The sequence below is a fragment of the Cryobacterium sp. MDB2-A-1 genome (genome assembly GCF_004402675.1).
GTDB classification, from domain to species: domain Bacteria; phylum Actinomycetota; class Actinomycetes; order Actinomycetales; family Microbacteriaceae; genus Cryobacterium; species Cryobacterium glucosi.
The window spans coordinates 48,432-66,375 of record NZ_SOFK01000029.1; the positions used below are offsets into that span (position 1 = coordinate 48,432).

The 17,944-nt window shown below is 69.3% G+C and carries 12 protein-coding genes and 1 riboswitch; of the genes, 5 read left to right on the forward strand and 7 right to left on the reverse strand.

Translation table 11 applies throughout. The features are described from left to right. The first annotated feature begins 20 nt into the window (after window positions 1–20). Window positions 21–1,511: an MFS transporter gene (locus tag E3O39_RS11795; protein ID WP_134447117.1), complete on the forward strand. Its 1,491-nt coding sequence runs from the start codon at window positions 21–23 to the stop codon at window positions 1,509–1,511. A gap of 166 nt (window positions 1,512–1,677) precedes the next feature. Continuing rightward, a complete protein-coding gene (locus E3O39_RS11800) occupies window positions 1,678–4,791 on the forward strand; it encodes a glycoside hydrolase family 38 C-terminal domain-containing protein (RefSeq protein WP_134447119.1) in 3,114 nt (1,037 codons plus the stop codon). Window positions 4,792–4,892: 101 nt separating this feature from the next. Here the strand turns inward: E3O39_RS11800 and E3O39_RS19510 are convergent, their stop codons facing one another. The 7 genes from E3O39_RS19510 to E3O39_RS11840 all read right to left on the reverse strand — a co-directional run bounded on the left by E3O39_RS19510 (window position 4,893) and on the right by E3O39_RS11840 (window position 14,005). Then, on the reverse strand, window positions 4,893–7,565 hold the full coding sequence (locus E3O39_RS19510) for an ABC transporter transmembrane domain-containing protein (protein WP_370294857.1): 2,673 nt from the start codon (window positions 7,563–7,565) through the stop codon (window positions 4,893–4,895). A gap of 104 nt (window positions 7,566–7,669) precedes the next feature. Then, complete coding sequence (locus E3O39_RS11815; protein ID WP_134450148.1) at window positions 7,670–9,037, reverse strand: MFS transporter; 1,368 nt, start codon at window positions 9,035–9,037, stop codon at window positions 7,670–7,672. Window positions 9,038–9,303: 266 nt separating this feature from the next. Then, a complete protein-coding gene (ribH, locus tag E3O39_RS11820) occupies window positions 9,304–9,783 on the reverse strand; it encodes a 6,7-dimethyl-8-ribityllumazine synthase (RefSeq protein ID WP_134450147.1) in 480 nt (159 codons plus the stop codon). Further along, window positions 9,780–11,042, reverse strand: coding sequence for a GTP cyclohydrolase II (ribA, locus tag E3O39_RS11825; protein WP_134450146.1), 1,263 nt, complete (start codon window positions 11,040–11,042; stop codon window positions 9,780–9,782). The genes ribH and ribA overlap by 4 nt, the downstream gene beginning before the upstream one ends. Beyond that, window positions 11,039–11,671 (reverse strand): riboflavin synthase, encoded by a 633-nt coding sequence (locus E3O39_RS11830; RefSeq protein WP_134450145.1) that lies wholly within the window; start codon window positions 11,669–11,671, stop codon window positions 11,039–11,041. The genes ribA and E3O39_RS11830 overlap by 4 nt, the downstream gene beginning before the upstream one ends. Before the next feature lies 1 nt (window position 11,672). After that, window positions 11,673–12,731 (reverse strand): bifunctional diaminohydroxyphosphoribosylaminopyrimidine deaminase/5-amino-6-(5-phosphoribosylamino)uracil reductase RibD, encoded by a 1,059-nt coding sequence (gene ribD, locus E3O39_RS11835; protein ID WP_241975515.1) that lies wholly within the window; start codon window positions 12,729–12,731, stop codon window positions 11,673–11,675. Window positions 12,732–12,824: 93 nt separating this feature from the next. After that, a riboswitch (FMN riboswitch) is annotated at window positions 12,825–12,955 on the reverse strand. A 78-nt stretch (window positions 12,956–13,033) separates the two neighbouring features. Further along, entirely contained in the window at window positions 13,034–14,005 is a 972-nt protein-coding gene (locus E3O39_RS11840) for a sugar-binding transcriptional regulator (RefSeq protein ID WP_255454143.1), read from the reverse strand. Between the two features lie 150 nt (window positions 14,006–14,155). Between E3O39_RS11840 and E3O39_RS11845 the strand changes: the two genes are divergently transcribed. The 3 genes from E3O39_RS11845 to E3O39_RS11855 form a co-directional block, all read left to right on the forward strand. Then, window positions 14,156–15,871, forward strand: coding sequence for a glycerol-3-phosphate dehydrogenase/oxidase (locus tag E3O39_RS11845; RefSeq protein ID WP_255454144.1), 1,716 nt, complete (start codon window positions 14,156–14,158; stop codon window positions 15,869–15,871). Window positions 15,872–16,023: 152 nt separating this feature from the next. Further along, complete coding sequence (locus tag E3O39_RS11850) at window positions 16,024–16,788, forward strand: MIP/aquaporin family protein (RefSeq protein WP_134450143.1); 765 nt, start codon at window positions 16,024–16,026, stop codon at window positions 16,786–16,788. Window positions 16,789–16,900: 112 nt separating this feature from the next. Next, window positions 16,901–17,944: glycerol kinase GlpK (locus tag E3O39_RS11855; RefSeq protein WP_134450142.1), on the forward strand; the 1,044-nt coding region annotated here is incomplete at its 3' end.

The following is a 17,944-nucleotide window of genomic DNA, read 5'->3' on the forward strand; positions in this document are numbered from 1 at the left end:
TGAATAGGATTTCTGTCTCGATGAGTTCCCCCGCTCCTGCTCTCTCCGTCTCCTCCCCGCCCCTGTCCGATCCCGCAGCTCACCCGCGCCGCTGGTGGCTCCTCGCCGTGCTGGCACTGGCCCAGCTCATGGTCGTGCTCGACGGGACCATCGTCAACATCGCCCTGCCGAAGGCGCAGCTCGCCCTCGGCATGAGCGACGGCGACCGCACCTGGGTCGTCACGATCTACGCCCTCGCCTTCGGCTCGCTGCTGCTGCTCGGCGGCCGCATCGCGGACTACTGGGGCCGCAAGCGCTCCTTCCTCGTCGGGATGGCCGGCTTCGCGCTCGCATCCATGGTCGGCGGGCTCGCAGACACCACCACCCAGCTTCTGATCTCCCGCGGTCTGCAGGGTGCATTCGCCGCCCTGCTCGCCCCGGCCTCGCTTGCGATCCTCACGATCACTTTCCCCGGCGGCACGGACCGGATCAAGGCCTTCGCCGTCTACGGCGCGATCGGTGGCGGCGGCGCGGCCGTCGGCCTCGTGCTCGGCGGGGTGCTCACCGAGTTCACCAGCTGGAACTGGTGCCTGCTCGTCAACGTGCCGATCGCCCTCGTCGCGATCCTCGCCGCGATCCCGCTGATGCAGGAGAGCCGCGCGCACGGAAACACCCGCTATGACCTGCCCGGCGTGATCCTCATCGTCACCGGCCTCGCCTCACTTGTCTACGGCTTCAGCCAGGCCGAGAACGGCTGGGGGCGGGTCGAGACGATCGGCTTCCTCGCCCTCGGCGTCGTGCTCCTCGTGGCCTTCGTCATCGTCGAGGCCCGGGCGACGAACCCGCTGCTGCCGCTCCGGGTCGTCACCGACCGGGTCCGCGGCGGCGCCTTCCTGGTTTCGCTGCTCACCGGAGCGAGCCTCCTCGGCGGCCTGTTCTTCCTCACCCTGTACTTCCAGATCGTGCTCGGTTACTCGCCGCTGCGCTCCGGGCTCGCCTCGCTCCCGATGACCGCGACCATCATGGTCTGCGCGACCGCGCTCTCCGGCATCCTGCCGAAGGTCGGCGTGCGCCTGCCCCTGACGATCGGCCCGGTCATCGCCGCCGCCGGGCTCGCCTGGTTGTCTTTCGTCACTGTCCAGGACGACTACGTGCTGCGAGTCCTGCCGGGTGTCATCCTGCTCGGCATCGGCCTCGCAGCCATCTTCGTACCGCTGCAGAACGTCGCCCTCGCCGGCATCGACGCGCACGACGCCGGTGTGGCCAGCGCCGCGGTGTCCGCGACGCAGCAGATCGGCGGGTCGATCGGCACCGCCCTGTTCACCGCCCTGTACACGGCCGCGATCTCGAGCTACCTGGCCTCGAACCCGGCGACGCCGACCGTTCAGCTCGACGCCTTCGTGAGCGGGTATTCGGTCGCGTTCCTCTGGGCTGCCGGGCTGATCCTGCTCGCCGCTCCGATCTCGTTCTTCATGATCAAGCACTCGAAGGCGGACCTGGTCGGTGCCCCCGAGATCGTGCACCTGGGCTGACCGGGTCTGTGTGCCTCGCGCGTGCTCGGCGTCACCTGGACCGCGCGGGGCTAACCCAGGAGATCCGGCGGGATGCGCAGCCGGGGCCGCGGAACAGTGCGGCAGTTCCGACCAACCGGTGCGGAATTCCTGAGTTCGCCCCCGCGGGCGGTCGTAGGATGCTGGCATGGACGACGAGGCCGCACTGATCCAGAAGCGCATCGACCGGTTCCTCCGCGAACGGCTGCGGCCGGCCGTGTACCGCGCGGTCGTGCCGCTGCAGGTCTCGGCCTGGGTGTCGGCGGCTCCGGTGACGGATGCCCCCGCGACCTTCGCCGAGGCCGTGCAGCAGTCCTACGCTCCGTTCGCCCCCGCCGAGGCATGGGGCCGCCCCTGGGCGACGGTCTGGTTCCACGTGACAGGCGTGATCCCCGCGGACTGGGCCGGGCAGCCCGGTACCCGGATCGAGGCCGTCGTCGACCTCGGCTTCACCGACACGACGCCGGGGTTCCAGGCCGAGGGCATCGCCTGGACCGCAGGCGGTGCCGTGATCAAGGGGATCGCACCGCGCAACCGCTCCCTGCCGCTTGCGCCGCTGGTACCGCGACCGTTGGACGCAACGGGCGCCCCGGCATCCGTCGACTTCTACGTCGAGGCGGCCGCCAACCCCGACGTCACCGCGGGGTTCACGTTCGTGCCGACCCGGAACGGCGACCCGGCCACGGCCGGCACCGAACCGCTCTATCGGCTGCGACAGCTCGACCTCGCGCTCCGCGACGACGAGGTCTGGGAGTTACTGCAGGACGTCCTCGCCCTCGACGGTCTCCGCCGTGCCCTGCCGCACGGGTCGACGCGCGCTGCCGGGATCCTGCGCGCCCTCGAGCGCTGCCTCGACGTGCTCGACCCGGATGATGTCTCCGGATCGGCCGCGCGAGGCCGGGCCGTGCTCGCCCCCGCGCTCGCGCAGCCCGCCGCCGCGAGCGCGCACCGGGTGCACGCGGTCGGGCACGCCCACATCGACAGTGCCTGGCTCTGGCCGGTGCGGGAGACCGTGCGCAAGGTCGCCCGCACGTTCTCGAACGTGCTGGCCCTGGCCGGGGAGTATCCGGGATTCACCTTCGCCGCGTCATCCGCCCAGCAGTACGCCTGGCTCAAGGAGTACTACCCCGAGCTGTTCGAGCGGGTGCGCGCCCAGGTCGCCGCGGGTGCTTTCGTGCCCGTCGGGGGGATGTGGGTCGAGTCGGACACGAATATGCCCGGCGGGGAATCCCTGGCCAGGCAGTTCGTCGCCGGCAAACGGTTCTTCCTCGCGGAGTTCGGGATCGAGCCGCTCGAGGTCTGGTTGCCGGACTCGTTCGGGTATTCCGCAGCGCTTCCGCAGATCATCGCGGCGGCGGGGTCGCGCTGGTTCCTCACCCAGAAGTCGTCCTGGAACGAGACGAACCCGATGCCGCACCATTCCTTCCGCTGGGAGGGCATCGACGGCACCCGCATCTTCACGCACTTCCCGCCCGTCGACACCTACAGCTCCGACCTCTCCGGCGCGGATCTCGCCCGTGCGGAGACCCAGTATTCCGAGAAGGGCATGGCCAATACCTCGCTCGTCCCCTTCGGCTGGGGCGACGGCGGGGGCGGCCCGACTGCAGAGATGATCGCCGCCGCCCGCCGGACCGCCTCGCTCGAAGGGTCACCGACGGTCGAGCTCTCCACCCCGCGACGGTTCTTCGAGGCCGCAGAGGCCGAGTACCCGGAGGCGCCGATCTGGTCGGGTGAGCTCTACCTCGAGTTCCACCGCGGTACATACACGTCGCAGGCCCGGACCAAACGCGGCAACCGGCGCAGCGAGCATCTGCTGCGGGAGGCCGAGCTCTGGGCCGCGACCGCGAGCATCCGCACCGGGGCCGCCTACCCGTATGACGCGCTCGAGCGGGCCTGGCAGACCGTGCTGCTCCAGCAGTTCCACGACATCCTGCCCGGTTCCTCGATCGACTGGGTGCACCAGGAGGCCGAACGCCGCTACGCGGAGGTCGCTCGGGACCTCGGCGCGCTCGTCGCGGAATCCGTGACCGCACTCTGCGGCGCCGGCGACCGAACCGTGGCACTCAACGCGGGTCCATACGCCCTGTCCGGTGTGCCAGCCCTCGGCGCCGGTCCGGGCGCGACGGTCAGAAACGACGCGGGCCTAGCGGATGCCCCCGCGACCGTGGTCCGCACGGCGTCCGGCCTGCTCGTGCTCGCGAACGGCCTCGTCAGCGTCTTGATCGACGCCGACGGACTCCTCACCTCCCTGCGCGACCACCGCGCCGACCGGGAACTCATCCCGTCCGGCAGCCGCGGCAACCGGCTGCTGCTGCACCGCGACACTCCCACCCAGTGGGACGCCTGGGACATCGACGCCCACTACAAGCGCACGACCGTTCCGCTCGACGCCGCCGTGTCCGTCGAGGTCGTCACCGACACGCCCGCCGAGGCCTGCGTGCGGGTGACGCGGGAGTTCGGCGGTTCCCGACTCGTGCAGGACATCACCCTCGCCGCCGGCTCCCCGGCGCTCGATCTCGCCTTCGACGTGGACTGGCACGAACGCCAGAAGCTCCTGAAGATCGAGTTCCCGTTCGACGTGCACGCCGAACGGGCCGCCTCGGAAATCCAGTTCGGGCACGTCTATCGCCCGACGCACGCGAACACCTCCTGGGACACCGCCCGCTTCGAGACCTGCGCGCACCGCTGGGTGCACGTCGGCGAGCCCGGCTACGGGGTGGCGGTGGCCAACGATTCCACCTACGGCCACGACATGACCCGCACGACGGATGCCGCCGGCCGCGCCACGACGACGGTGCGGCTGTCGCTGCTGCGCGCGGCACTCTTCCCGGACCCCGAGGCCGACCAGGGCAGGCACGCCTTCCGGGTCTCGGTGCGACCGGGCGCGAGCATCGCGGACGCGATCACCGAGGGCTACCGGCTCAATCTCCCGCTGCGCACCGTGACCGGTGTCGCGAGCGACAGCATCGAATCGCTCCTCGAGGTCGACAACCCCGCCGTCGTGATCGAGGCGGTCAAACTCGCCGAAGACCGCAGCGGCGACCTGGTCGTGCGCATCTACGAGGCGCACGGGTCCCGGGCGCGTGCCCGGGTCATCCGCCGCTTCGAGGCAGCGGATGCCTACCCGACCGACCTGCTCGAACGCCGGCTGGCAGAACCCGGCCTTCCGCTCGCGCAAGCGGGTCCGCTTCTCGACATCGAGCTGCGGCCGTTCCAGCTCGTCACCCTCCGCTACCCCCGACCGATTCGACGGAGTTCTTAGGGATCTCGGACCAAGACCGGCCTCCCACGTGGCGGAAGAGCAAGAACTCCGTCGAATTCGTCAGGGGTCAGTGCGGGCACCGGGCGTGCGTCCCGGCGCGGTTAAACGAGCAGCTGGTGCTTGGCGAGCTCGCGATAGAGCGGCGTCGACACGACGAGCTCGGAGTGCGTCCCGGTCCCGATCACCTGGCCGTGGTCGAGCACCACGATCTGGTCGGAGTCGACGACGGTCGAGAGCCGGTGCGCGATCACGATGAGCGTGCGGTCGACGGCGACGGCATCGATCGCGGCCCGCATCAACTGCTCGTTGACCCCGTCGAGGCTCGAGGTCGACTCGTCGAGCAGCAGAATCGGCGGCGCCGCGAGCAGCGCCCGCGCGATCGCGAGCCGCTGGCGCTCCCCGCCGGAGAGCATCACGCCGGATTCCCCGACGGCGGCGCCGAGCCCGGCCGGGTCGCGCTCGAGCACCTCGCCGAGGTTGACCGCGTGGAGTACGGCGATGCACTCCTCGTCGGTCGCATCCGGCGCCGAGAGCACGAGGTTGTCGCGCAGCGAGCCGGCGAGCACGGGGGCGTCCTGCTCGACGTAGCCGATCTGCGACCGCAGCGCCGTGCGATCCAGGGTGCGGATGTCCAGCCCACCCAGTCGGACGACGCCCGCGTTCGGGTCGTAGAACCGTTCGATGAGCGCCAGAATGGTGCTCTTCCCGGCGCCGGACGGGCCGACGAGGGCGGTGCGCAGTCCGCGCGGAGCGCTGAACGACACCCCGCGCAGCACGGGCCGCGGCTCGGACGGGTCAGCGGCCGGACCGGCGTCGACGTTGGGCGCACCGGTGTCATCCACCGACCCGAAAGCCGGGGCTGTGTGCGGACCGTCATCGGGCCCGGCAGCGGGCGACGCAGGCGAATCGACCGAGGTCGCCGAAGCGGCTGAGGCGGGCGTATCGGGCGCATCGGGCGAAACGGGCGCGTCGGGCGCGGTAGCGGTGCCCGGGGCGTCGGTCGCGGAGTCGTCCGCGGCGGAAAGGCCGGGCACCTCGGCGTCGGAGGCCTGGTCCGGGGCGGCAAACGCCGTGGCCGCTGCGACCGCGGCGATCGACACGGTGCCTGTGGCCGCCGCATATACCGCTGCGGTCATCGCGGCCGATGCCTCGGCGGCGGCCTCGGCAGAGGCGGCGGCGGTCGCGGCGGCCCTGGCGGACGCGTTCGCCGCGGCCGCGGACTCCGCGGCGAGGGCTGCGGCGGGCCGCGCGGCAGCCATAGTTGCTGCGGCGTGCTCCGCCGCGGCAAGGTGGGCGGCGGCCTGCTCGGCGTGAGCCAGGTCGACGGCCGCCCGGTCGGCCGCGGCGCGGTCGGCAGCGGCGAGATCGGCGTCGACCAGGTCGGGTTCGGCGAGCATCGCCTCGATCACGCCGGGAGCAACGAGGGCCGTCACGAGCGCGTTCGGCATGACGTCCGCGGGGGGACCGGCAGGCGAACCGCCGGAATCGCCGGTACCGGACCCAGTACCAGGCCCGGCACCAGGCCCGCCGTCGCCCGCAGCGGCGACGGGCGCCGCGGCATCCGCCGTCGACGCCTGGGTCGCGTACCCGAAGAACACGTTCTCGAAGGAGATCGCGGGGGCGTCCGGGCGGACCGATTCGTTGGCGGCGCCGACGGTGATCGCGAGCGGGAACAGGTCGCGGTCGAACTGGTCCTCTGCGGGCAGGTCGATGATCTCCTGGATACGGCCGAGGGCGCCGAGCGCCGAGTTGACCGAGGTGATCGCGCCGAAGGCCTGGCCGAGCGGCAGGATCATCAGGAACAGGAAGAGGATGAACGCGATCAGGTTCGCGACCGTGATCTGGCCGCTCGCGACCCGGAAGCCGCCGACGCCGAGCACGACGAGGAAGGACACCTGCATCGCGATGCCGGCGATCGGCACGACGAGGGCTGAGATCTTCGCGACCTGCAGCCCCATCTGGTACGCGCCGGTCGCGTCGGCGTCGACGGCCGCGATCTCGCGGTCTGTCGCGTTCGAGGCGCGCACGGTTCGAATCGAGCTGATCGCCCGCTCGACGCTCGCGGCGAGGGCGCCGACCTTCTCCTGGGCCATGCGGCTCGCGACGCGGATCCGCTGCGAAAGCAGCGTGACCGTGACGACGGATGCCGCGATCACGAGCACGGTCAGCCCGAGCAGAACCGGGTCGATCACGAGCATCGCGATCAGCGCGCCGAGGAAGGTGAGCGAACCGCCGATCGCCTCGACGAGTCCCTGGGTGAGCACGGCGCGCAGCAGGGTCGTGTCAGAGCCGACCCGGGAGACGAGGTCGCCGGTGCGACGGGTGTCGAACTCGCTGATCGGGAGGCGCAGCATCCGCCCGATGAGCTTGCGCCGGCTCGAGAGCACGACGCCTTCCCCGGTGCGCTGCAGCAGGTAGTGCTGGTATCCGCTGATCAGCCCGGACACCACGACGAGCGCGACGAGCCCCCAGACGAGTGCGCCGAGCGGCTGGTTCTGCTGCACGACGGTGATGACCTGGCTGACCAGCAGCGGCTGGGCGAGGCTCGCGAGCGCCCCAAGGATGCTCAGCAGGACGACGACACTGAGCACCTTCTTGTGCTCGAGAAGGTAGGGGAGCAGCTGGCCGAACGTCGCGCGCGGGCCGTTCGCAGCATCCGCCCGACGCCCAAGACGCCCGAGGCGGCTGCGCGGCTTCGGTGCCGCGGCCGGTGCGGGCCCGGTAGATGCTGCGGTTTCGGCGGGCGTGTTGGCGTCACTGATCGGGGTACTCACCAATCGAGCTTAACCTCAAACCTCGACCGTGACCCGTCCCGTCCCGGTCGAGAGTGACCCGCGCAACGGGCACTCTCGACCGGAACGGTCACGGAAGGGGCGGGCTACGCCTCGATGTCGACGTCCTTGGTCTCGCGGCTGAGCAGGAGGGCGACCAGGGTGATGACCGCCATCACGGAGAGGTACACGCCGACCCAGAACGGGCTGCCGCCGCCGAGCGTCCAGAGCCAGACGGCGATGAACGGGGCGACCGCCGCACCGAGGATCGAGCTCATGTTGTACGCGAAAGCGGAACCGGTGTACCGCACCGCTGTCGGGAACAGTTCGGGCAGGAGGGCGCCCATCGGCCCGAACGTCATGCCCATCAGGGTGAAGCCGAGGATCAGGAAGATCATCACGCCGAGGAACCCGGCGCCGAGCAGCGGCACGAAGAGCAGTCCGAAGACGATGATCGCGAGGGTGACCCAGATCAGGGTGCGGCGGCGGCCGAAGCGGTCGGCCCAGGGCCCGGAGGCGAGGGTGAACACGCCGAAGAACAGCACGCCGGCGATCATCATCAGCACAAAGGTCGTGTAGCTGTAGCCGAGGCCCGCGACGGGAGCGGTTGTCGCCGCGCGGCCGTAGCTCAGGCTGAACGTCGTCATCAGGTAGAACAGCACGTAGGTCGCGAGCATGATGAAGGTTCCGAGGATCAGTTCGCGCCAGTTGGACTTGAACACCGCGGCGAGCGGGAGCTTGTGCACCCGGTTCGTGCGCGTGGCCTTCGTGAAGGCGTCGCTCTCGACGAGGCGCAGCCGCACCCACAGGCCGATGATGACCATCACCGCGGAGAACAGGAACGGCACCCGCCAGGCCCACTCGAGGAACGCGGTGGACGGCCGGGTCGGGTCGTCGCTCGGCAGCAGCGTGGCGATCAGCAGGAACAGGCCGTTCGCGATGATGAAGCCGATCGGCGCGCCGACCTGCGGGAAAGTTCCGTACCAGGCGCGTTTGCCCTTCGGAGCGTTTTCGGTCGCCACGAGGGCGGCACCGCTCCACTCTCCGCCGAGCGCGAAGCCCTGGGCGAGGCGCAGCACGACGAGCAGCAGCGGGGCGAACCAGCCGACCTGGGCGTAGGTCGGGAGCAGTCCGATCAGGAAGGTCGCGATGCCCATCGTGAGCAGCGCGCCGACGAGGGTCGCCTTGCGGCCGACCTTGTCGCCGAAGTGCCCGAAGACGAGGGCGCCGACGGGACGGGCGACCATGGCCGCGCCGAAGACCGCGAAGGAAGCGAGCAGCGCCGTGGTCTCATTGCCGGTCGGGAAGAAGAGGTGCGGGAAGACGAGAACCGCCGCGGTCGCGTAGACGTAGAAGTCGTAGAACTCGATCGTGGTGCCGATGAGGCTCGCGAGCACGACGCGGCTGCGGGGGTTGGTGGGCGCCTGCGGCTCGGGGGTTGCGGCTGACGGATGTGACAGTGTGGATGAGGACATGGAAGAGAGTCCTTCCGTGGTGAGGGGGCGTGATCGGGCGTGTCGACCCGTGCGGGAGCGCCGGCGTCGATCAGGCGTCGTGCCCGCGCGGGGGTGCCCGGAGGGAGGTGTCCGCTTGTGGCGATCACTCTGCACCATACGTCCGTGACTCGTCGGACTCAAATCCTGAGGCGAACCGTCGCCCAATCGGGACTTTCCGTTTCCGGGGCCGAGGGTGCGAACGGATGCCCCTGCCGGCAGCCGCTGCCAGTGACCGATCTCGGGTATTACGAATTCGGCATACAAAGGGCGCGCAGCACCTGGGCGGTGTTGATCGCAGCGGATGCCGCTTCCTCGCCCTTGTCCTCCTTCGAACCGGGCAGGCCGGCCCTGTCGAGGCCCTGCTGCTCGTCGTCGAGGGTGAGCACGCCGAAGCCGACCGGCTTTCCGGTGTCGAGGGCGACCCGGGTGAGACCGTTCGTTGCGGCAGCGGACACGTACTCGAAGTGCGGGGTGCCGCCGCGGATGATCACGCCGAGCGCGACCACGGCATCCGCCCCATTGTCGAGGGCGACCTTCGCGGCGACCGGCAACTCGAAGCTGCCCGGCACGCGCACGAGCGAGAACGTGGCGCCGGATGCCTCGAGTACCCGGGTGGCGCCGGCGATCAGCCCATCGGTGATGACGTCGTGCCAGCGGCCGGCGATGATGACGATGGTGAGGCCCGTGCCGTCGACGACGACCGTGGGCGAGCCTGCTCCACTCATAGTGCGAGTCCTTTCACGATGTCCCGGTCGGCCAGGTGGTGGCCCATGCGTTCGCGTTTCACGGCGAGGTAATCCTGGTTGTCGATGCCCACGCCGACGATGAGCGGAACGCGTTCGACGACCGTGACCCCGTGCTCTTCGAGCTGGCGGAGCTTCTCGGGGTTGTTGGTGAGCAGGCGCACCGAGGAGATGCCCATCTGGTCGAGGATCGCGCTCGCGGCGCCGTAGTCTCGGGCGTCGGCGGGCAGGCCGAGCGCGAGGTTCGCGTCGATCGTGTCGAGGCCCTGTTCCTGGAGCTTGTATGCCCGCAGCTTGTTGATCAGGCCGATGCCGCGACCCTCCTGGCCGCGCAGGTAGATCACGATGCCGCCCTCGGCCTGGATGGTTTCAAGAGCCGCGTCGAGCTGCGGTCCGCACTCGCACTTGAGCGAACCGAAGGCCTCCCCGGTGAGGCACTCGGAGTGCACCCGCACGAGGGCGCCGTCCCTGGGCGTCCCCGAGACGAGGGCGACGTGGTCCGCTCCGGTCATCCGGTCGCGGTATGCCCGGATCTGGAAGTCGCCGTGCCGGGTCGGCACGGTCGTCTCGACCTCGAAGTCGACGCGCGGGGATTCCCGGATGGCGTGCGCGGTCGGCAGCTCGGAGTCCGCGTGGAACTCGTCGAGGTAGGCGATCAGGTCGGCGATCGTGATCACGAGCACACCCTCGCGTTCGCCGAGCTCGAGGAGGCCGGGCAGGCGCATCATCTCGCCGTCCTCTGCGACGATCTCGGAGATTCCGGCGACGGGGGCGAGCCCGGCGAGTTTCATCAGGTCGACGGCAGCCTCGGTGTGGCCGTCGCGTTCGCGCACGCCGCCGTCCTTCGCGCGCAGCGGCATGATGTGGCCCGGCCGGTGCAGGCTCGAGGGGGTGGATGCCGGGTCGGCGAGCACGCGCAGGGTGTGGGCACGGTCCGCGGCGCTGATGCCGGTGCTCAGCCGGTCGGCGGCGTCGACGGAGATCGTGTAGTTCGTGCCGCGGGGGTCTTCGTTGTTCGGCACCATGATCGGCAGGTTGAGCTTGTCGGCGAGCTCATTGGTCATCGGCGCGCAGATGAACCCCGAGGAGTAGCGCACGGTCCACGCGAGCCATTCCTGGGTGGCCATCTGCCCCGAGATGATCACGTCACCCTCGTTCTCCCTGCCTTCGTCGTCGGCGACGATGACCGGCTTGCCGAGACGCAGTTCCGCGAGCGCGCTGGGGATGTCTGCGAGGCTCATGAGTGACTCCTTCGTGATCCTGCGTCCGCGAGGGCGAGCATGCGCTCGACGTGGCGGGCCAGGATATCGGTTTCGATGTTGACGTGCTCTCCGACCGTTCGTTTTCCGAGCGTGGTGGCCGTGAGGGTTTCGGGGATGAGGGAGACTTCGAACCACTGCTCGGGTTCGGTCGCCGGGCTGATCGTGCTGACCGTGAGGGAGACCCCGTCGACGGCGATCGAGCCCTTGTTCGTCACGAGGGGCGCGAGTTCGGGGGAGAGGCTGAACCGCAGCACCCGCCAGGCGTCGCCAGGGGTGACCGCGAGCAGCTCGCTCGTGCCGTCGATGTGGCCCTGCACGATGTGCCCGCCGAGGCGCCCGCCGACGAGGGCGGCGCGCTCGAGGTTGACCGGTGTTCCCGGCCCCGCCTCGGCGAGAGTCGACATGCGCAGGGTCTGCGCCATCAAGTCGGCGGTGAACGTTTCCGGCGTGCGCTCCACGACGGTCAGGCAGACGCCGTTGACGGAGATCGAGTCGCCGATCGCGGCCCCGGACACGGCGAGAGGCCCGCGGACGGTCAGGCGCACCGCATCCGTGCCCTGTTCGACCCGGTCGACGGTGCCGAGTTCCTCGATGATTCCGGTGAACATGTCAGATCCTTGTCTCTGTGTGTGCGGTTTCCGCGTGCGGGAAGTCCAGGGGCCGGGCGATCACGAGCAGGTCCTCGCCGAGGCGCTCGATGCCCTCGACCGTGAGCCGGCGTTGCTGGTCGATCCCGGTCACGCCGATGTCGCCGAGGGCGAGCCCGCCGCCGCCGAGCAGGGTCGGAGCGAGGTAGACGAGGTATCCGTCGACAAGCCCGGCCGCGACGAAGGCGCTCGCGAGTCCCGGTCCGCCCTCGATGAATGCGCTGCGGATGCCGCGGGTGTGCAGGTCCTGGAGGATCCGGTTCAGGTCGGGGCCGGGGTAGAGCAGCGGCGGATGCGGGTGGTGCCGGATCGCGGCATCCGCAGGCACCGCGCGGGTCCCGATCACCACGGGGATCGGCTGGTTCGGGAGCAGGCTTCCGTCGGCGGCACGGGCCGTGAGGGCAGGGTCGTCGGCGAGCACGGTGCCGGTGCCGACGAGGATCGCGCCTGCGGCCGCGCGCCGCCGGTGCACGTCGAGGCGGGCATCCGGGCCGGTGATCCAGCGGCTCGAGCCGTCGGCCGCGGCGGTCCGGCCGTCGAGGCTCGAGGCCCACTTGAGCGTCACGAACGGGCGGCCGAGCCGCGCGGCGACGAGCCAGTCGGCGAGGAAGGCTTCTCCCTCGTCGGCGAGCACCCCGCCGACGACTTCGACGTCGGCGGCACGGAGTCGCTCTGCGCCGCCGGACGACGCGCGGCCGGGATCGGAGACGGCGAAGACGACCCGGCTCACGCCCGCTTCGATCAGGGCGACGGCGCAGGGGCCGGTGCGGCCGGTGTGGTTGCACGGTTCGAGGGTGACGATGACGGTCGCGCCGCGGGCGGCTCCGGCCGGGAGGTGAGACAGGGCGTCGACCTCGGCGTGGGCAGTGCCGGCGCCGCGGTGCCAGCCTTCTGCCAGGACGACGCCGTCCGGGTCGACGATGACGCAGCCGACCCGCGGATTCAGTCCGGTGGCCGGGCCGTTGGCAGCGAGGGAGAGGGCGCGCCGCATGAGCATGTCACGCTCGGTGTCCTGGATCATTCCCGCCCCATTCGTTTCTGCAACGAACTCCGGGGGTGGACTGTGGGTACGCGTACGCCACAATCCTTCGGCGGGCCCCGAAGGTCCAACCGAATCGTGCGCCTCTCATCCGGACTTTAACCGTCGGTGCTGGAATTTCACCAGCTCAACCGTTTCGCCCTGGGGCGGAACGGGTCGCGGACTTTCACCGCCGGTTCGGATTTACACCGACCCCGGAGCACGTTTCTTGCTTCTAGTTATAGCCCAACGCCACCACTCCCGGATAATTCCCTCCCGGCCCTGTGCAGGATTTGGACGTTTTCTTACGACCCGACCAGGGCGCGGGCGGTGCCCTCGTCGATGAACAGGTCGGTGATGAGGCCGGCGGCCAGCGCGCCGCGGAGGCTGTCCACCTTGGACGTGCCTGCGACAACGCAGATGCGCCGCGGGGTGCGGCGCAACACCGACAGTTCCGGTCCGGTCCCGCGGTCGTTGAGCGGGATGCCGTCTGTCGAACCGTCCGCGCGGTAGAAGACGGTCGCAACGTCGCCGACGACCCCGGCGTCGCTGAGCGCCGTGAACTCCTCGTCGTCGAGGTAGCCGCCGACATACACGTGGCTGGGAACCATGGAGAAGGGCGATCCCACGCTGAAGAGGGCGACATCCATGTTGCCCTGCATTTCCAGCAACCGGCGCAGTCCGCGTTCACGCCAATAGGCCGTGCGTGTGGCCGGATCGTCGAAGAAGGTGGGAACCGGGAACTGCTCCAGGCGGGCGTCGAACGCGTTGCTGAATCGCCGCAGGATCTCATTGGCGTAGTCGAGGCCCGTGCTGCGGGTGTTTCCGGCGCCGTTCAACTGCACGATCTGCGCGTTGTGGGTGCGCTTCGGTGTCAGGTGGCGGCTGACGGCATTCATCGTGGAGCCCCAGGCGATGCCCATGATCATGTTCGAGTCGAAGAATTCGCCGAGAATCCGTGCAACGGACAGGGCAACTCGCTCCAGCCTGTCGACGTCGCTGGCATAGTCGGGCACCGGCAGAACGTGCGCGGTGACCTGGAACCGGTCCAGGATCAGCTTCTCGACCCGGCTGGGAGCGTCGAGTGGAGAGCGGATCTGGATGTCGACCAGCCCGCTGGCCCTGGCCTGGCTGAGCAGGCGGGACACCGAGGAACGGGAGGTGTGCAGCTCCTGCGCGATGGCCTCCATCGTGAGGTCCTGCACGTAATACAGCTGCGCCGCGGTGAGGGCGTCCGAGGTGCGGTCGGACAGGGGCGGATCATTCGGATGGATCACGGCGACTCCTTGCACATATGTTCACGGCTCTTGACCGTTTGTGTAGAACGTAGCAGGGTAGAAGCCTCCCGTCCCGCAAAGTTTCCCAGCCGCAAAGAAGTGAGCGAATCAGTGCCGTCAACTCCCGATCAGTCATCCTCCGCCCGTCCGCTGTCCGGAGCCGCCGCCCAGGCCGCCCTGCAGGAACTCCCCCGGGCCCAGGTGCTCATCATCGGAGCCGGGATCAACGGCATCGCGACCTTCCGTGACCTGGCGATGCAGGGCATCGACGTCGCGATCGTCGACAAGGGCGACTACGTCTCCGGCGCCTCGTCGGCCTCCTCCCACATGATCCACGGTGGTGTGCGCTACCTCGAGAACGGGGAATTCCGCCTGGTCAAGGAGTCGGTCGAGGAACGCAACAGCCTGCTGAAGATCGCCCCGCACTACGTCAAGCCCCTCAAGACGACCATTCCGATCTACTCCACCTTCTCCGGGGTGATGTCGGCGCCGATGCGCTTTCTCACTCACCGCCAGGGTGCGGCCCAGGAACGTGGCGCCCTGCTGATCAAGATCGGCATGATGCTCTACGACTCCTTCTCCCGCGACGGCGGCACGGTGCCCCGGCACGAGTTCCTCGGCAGGAAGGCATCGCTCAGACTGCTGCCGCGCCTCAACCCGGGCCTGAAGTACACCGCCACGTACTACGACGCCTCGATGCACGACCCCGAGCGCCTCGCGCTCGACGTGCTGGCCGACGGCCTGGCCGCCGGTGCGCACGCGCGCAGCGCCAACTACATCGAGGCCATCGGTATGGATGCCGCGGGCGTGCGTCTCCGGAACACGGTCACCGGCGCCGAATTCAGCTTCGAGGCCGTCATCGTCGTCAACACGTCCGGGCCCTGGACCGACCTCACAAACACGGCCCTCGGTCAGACCAGTACGTTCATGGGCGGCACCAAGGGGTCGCACATCGTGCTCGACAACCCGGAGCTTCTCGCGGCAACGGGTGGCCGCGAAATCTTCTTCGAGCACAAGGACGGCCGCATCGTGCTGATCTACCCGCTTGCGGGTCGGGTGCTGGTCGGCACCACCGACCTCGAACACGACATGACCCAGCCCGCGCTCTGCACCGAAGGCGAGGTCGACTACTTCTTCGATCTCGTCAAGCACGTCTTCCCGGATGTGGCCGTCAACCGCTCAGAGATCGTCTTCCGGTTCGCCGGTGTGCGCCCGCTGCCCCGGCACGACGACGAGGCGCCGGGGTTCGTCTCCCGCGACTACCGCATCGAGTCCCGTCCACTCGGTGCCCGACCGGGCACCCTGCTCAGCCTCGTCGGCGGCAAGTGGACGACGTTCCGGGCCCTCGCCGAGCACCTGAGCGGTGACATCCTCGCCCTGCTCGGCCGCACCCGGGTCGTGTCGACGGCCGGCCTCCCCATCGGCGGCGGCCGCAACTTCCCGGCGACGGATGCCGCGCACCGGGTCTGGAGCGCCGCGAACGGCGACGAGGTCGGCGCCTCGAGGGCCGACGAGCTGCTGACCCGCTACGGCACCCGCGCGGTCGACGTGATCGACTTCATCACCGCGGAACCGGACGCAGTGCTCCAACACCACGCCGACTACTCCCGTCGCGAGATTGAATTCCTCGCGGCCACAGAATCCGTGGTGCACCTGACCGACCTCGTGCTGCGACGAACGAGCATGGCCTTCCGTGGTGAGCTCAGCCTGGCGCTGCTCGAAGAACTCGCCGGAGTCCTCGCTCCCGTCCTCGGCTGGGATTCCGCGCGCGGGGCAGCCGAGCTCGACCTCGCCGTCGACGTGCTGCGCGACCGGCATGGTGTCGACCTCACCACGGTCGACGCGGCATCCGCTTCACGCGCGTAGGCGACGATCTGCACAAACGTGCACGGTTGAATGCACCATTGGCCGCGCAGAGTCGATAGGTTTCTCGAGATTCGTTTTGCAGCCATAACCGGCCCAAACACTGTCTCATTTCCAGCGTCAACAATTCGGCTTCACTGAACAAGGGTGTCACTGTGGACAATCTCGGTATCGTTTTCCTCTCGGAGCTGGTGGGCACGGCCCTGCTCGTCCTCCTCGGCTGCGGCGTGGTGGCCAACGTGGCCCTCGCCAAGAACAAGGGGTTCGGCGGTGGTTTCCTGATGGTGACGATCGGGTGGGGCCTCGCGGTCTTCTCCGGCGTCATCGTCTCCTACAACTCCGGTGCTCACCTCAACCCCGCCGTCACCCTCGGCCTTGTCGCATCGGGTGCGACGGAATTCGGCTCCGGCGTTCCGGTCAACGTCGTGTCGGTGCTCACGTACATCGGCGCGCAGATGCTGGGCGCCATCATCGGCGCTGTCTTCTGCTGGCTCGCGTACAAGCAGCACTTCGACCAGGAACCGAACCAGGCCAACAAGCTCGGCGTCTTCTCGACCGGTCCGGCCATCCGCTCCTACGGCTGGAACCTCGTCACCGAAATCATCGGCACGTTCGTGCTGGTGTTCGTGATCATCGCCTTCGGCGGCGGTCGCCAGGGCGTCAACGGCGGGCTGGCCGCGCTCGGCCCGCTTCCGGTGGCCCTGCTCGTGATCGTGATCGGCACTTCGCTCGGTGGGCCGACCGGGTACGCGATCAACCCGGCCCGTGACCTTGGTCCGCGCATCGCGCACTTCATCCTGCCGATCAAGGGCAAGGGCTCGTCCGACTGGGCGTACTCCTGGGTGCCGGTCGTCGGCCCCATCATCGGCGGGGTGCTGGCCGGCCTCGTCTCGACCGCGCTCCTGCCGATCCTCGCCTAGCGCGGCATCCGCCGGTGGCGCCGGCGGGGCGGATGCCTCCCCGGACATTCCCACACAGCTTTCACCTCACCCGCTTAACCTGACACACACACGAATAACAAAGGAGTTATCAATGGCTGACTACGTCATCGCGATCGACCAGGGTACGACCAGCACCCGGGCGATCATCTTCGACAAGGCCGGTTCGATCGTCTCGAACGGCCAGCTCGAGCACGAGCAGATCTTCCCCCGCGCCGGCTGGGTCGAGCACGACCCGATGGAGATCTGGAACAACACCCGTGAGGTCATCGGGCAGGCGCTGTCCAAGGCGAACCTGACCCGGCACGACATCGCCGCGGCCGGCATCACCAACCAGCGCGAGACCGCCGTGGTCTGGGACCGCACCACCGGGCTCCCCGTCTACAACGCGATCGTCTGGCAGGACACCCGCACCCAGCCCATCGTCGACCGCCTCGCCGCCGACGGGGGCGTGGAGCGCTTCAAGAAGCAGGTCGGCCTGCCGCTCGCCACGTACTTCTCGGGCACGAAGATCGTCTGGATCCTCGAGAACGTCGAAGGCGCCAGGGCCAAGGCGGATGCCGGCGAGCTGATGTTCGGCACGACGGACTCCTGGGTGCTCTGGAACCTCACCGGCGGCCTCGAGGGCGGCGTGCACGCGACCGACGTCACCAACGCGAGCCGCACGCTGTTCATGGACCTCGAGACCCTGCAGTGGGACGACGACATCCTCGCCGCCTTCGACGTGCCCCGGTCGATGCTGCCAGAGATCCGCTCCTCCTCCGAGGTCTACGGGATCGCGAGCGGCCAGAGCCTGCTGCGGGAGACTCCGATTTCGGGCATCCTCGGCGACCAGCAGGCCGCGACGTTCGGCCAGGCCGCGTTCGACCAGGGCGAGGCGAAGAACACCTACGGCACCGGTAACTTCCTGATCTTCAACACCGGCACCGAGATCGTGCACTCGAAGAACGGGCTGCTCACGACCGTGGGCTACAAGCTCGGCGACGGCGAGACGCACTACGCGCTCGAGGGCTCGATCGCCGTCACCGGAGCCCTGGTCCAGTGGCTGCGCGACAACCTCGGCATCATCGGCTCGGCCTCCGAGATCGAAGCCCTCGCCCTCTCCGTCACGGACAACGGCGGCGCCTACTTCGTTCCC

Excerpts from the sequence above, each read along its gene's own strand:
- E3O39_RS11795 (WP_134447117.1), top strand. The coding sequence starts at position 21 with ATGAGTTCCCCCGCTCCTGCTCTCTCCGTCTCCTCCCCGCCCCTGTCC.
- E3O39_RS11800 (WP_134447119.1), top strand. The coding sequence starts at position 1,678 with ATGGACGACGAGGCCGCACTGATCCAGAAGCGCATCGACCGGTTCCTC.
- E3O39_RS11815 (WP_134450148.1), bottom strand. The coding sequence starts at position 9,037 with ATGTCCTCATCCACACTGTCACATCCGTCAGCCGCAACCCCCGAGCCG.
- ribH (WP_134450147.1), bottom strand. The coding sequence starts at position 9,783 with ATGAGTGGAGCAGGCTCGCCCACGGTCGTCGTCGACGGCACGGGCCTC.
- ribA (WP_134450146.1), bottom strand. The coding sequence starts at position 11,042 with ATGAGCCTCGCAGACATCCCCAGCGCGCTCGCGGAACTGCGTCTCGGC.
- E3O39_RS11830 (WP_134450145.1), bottom strand. The coding sequence starts at position 11,671 with ATGTTCACCGGAATCATCGAGGAACTCGGCACCGTCGACCGGGTCGAA.
- ribD (WP_241975515.1), bottom strand. The coding sequence starts at position 12,731 with ATGATCCAGGACACCGAGCGTGACATGCTCATGCGGCGCGCCCTCTCC.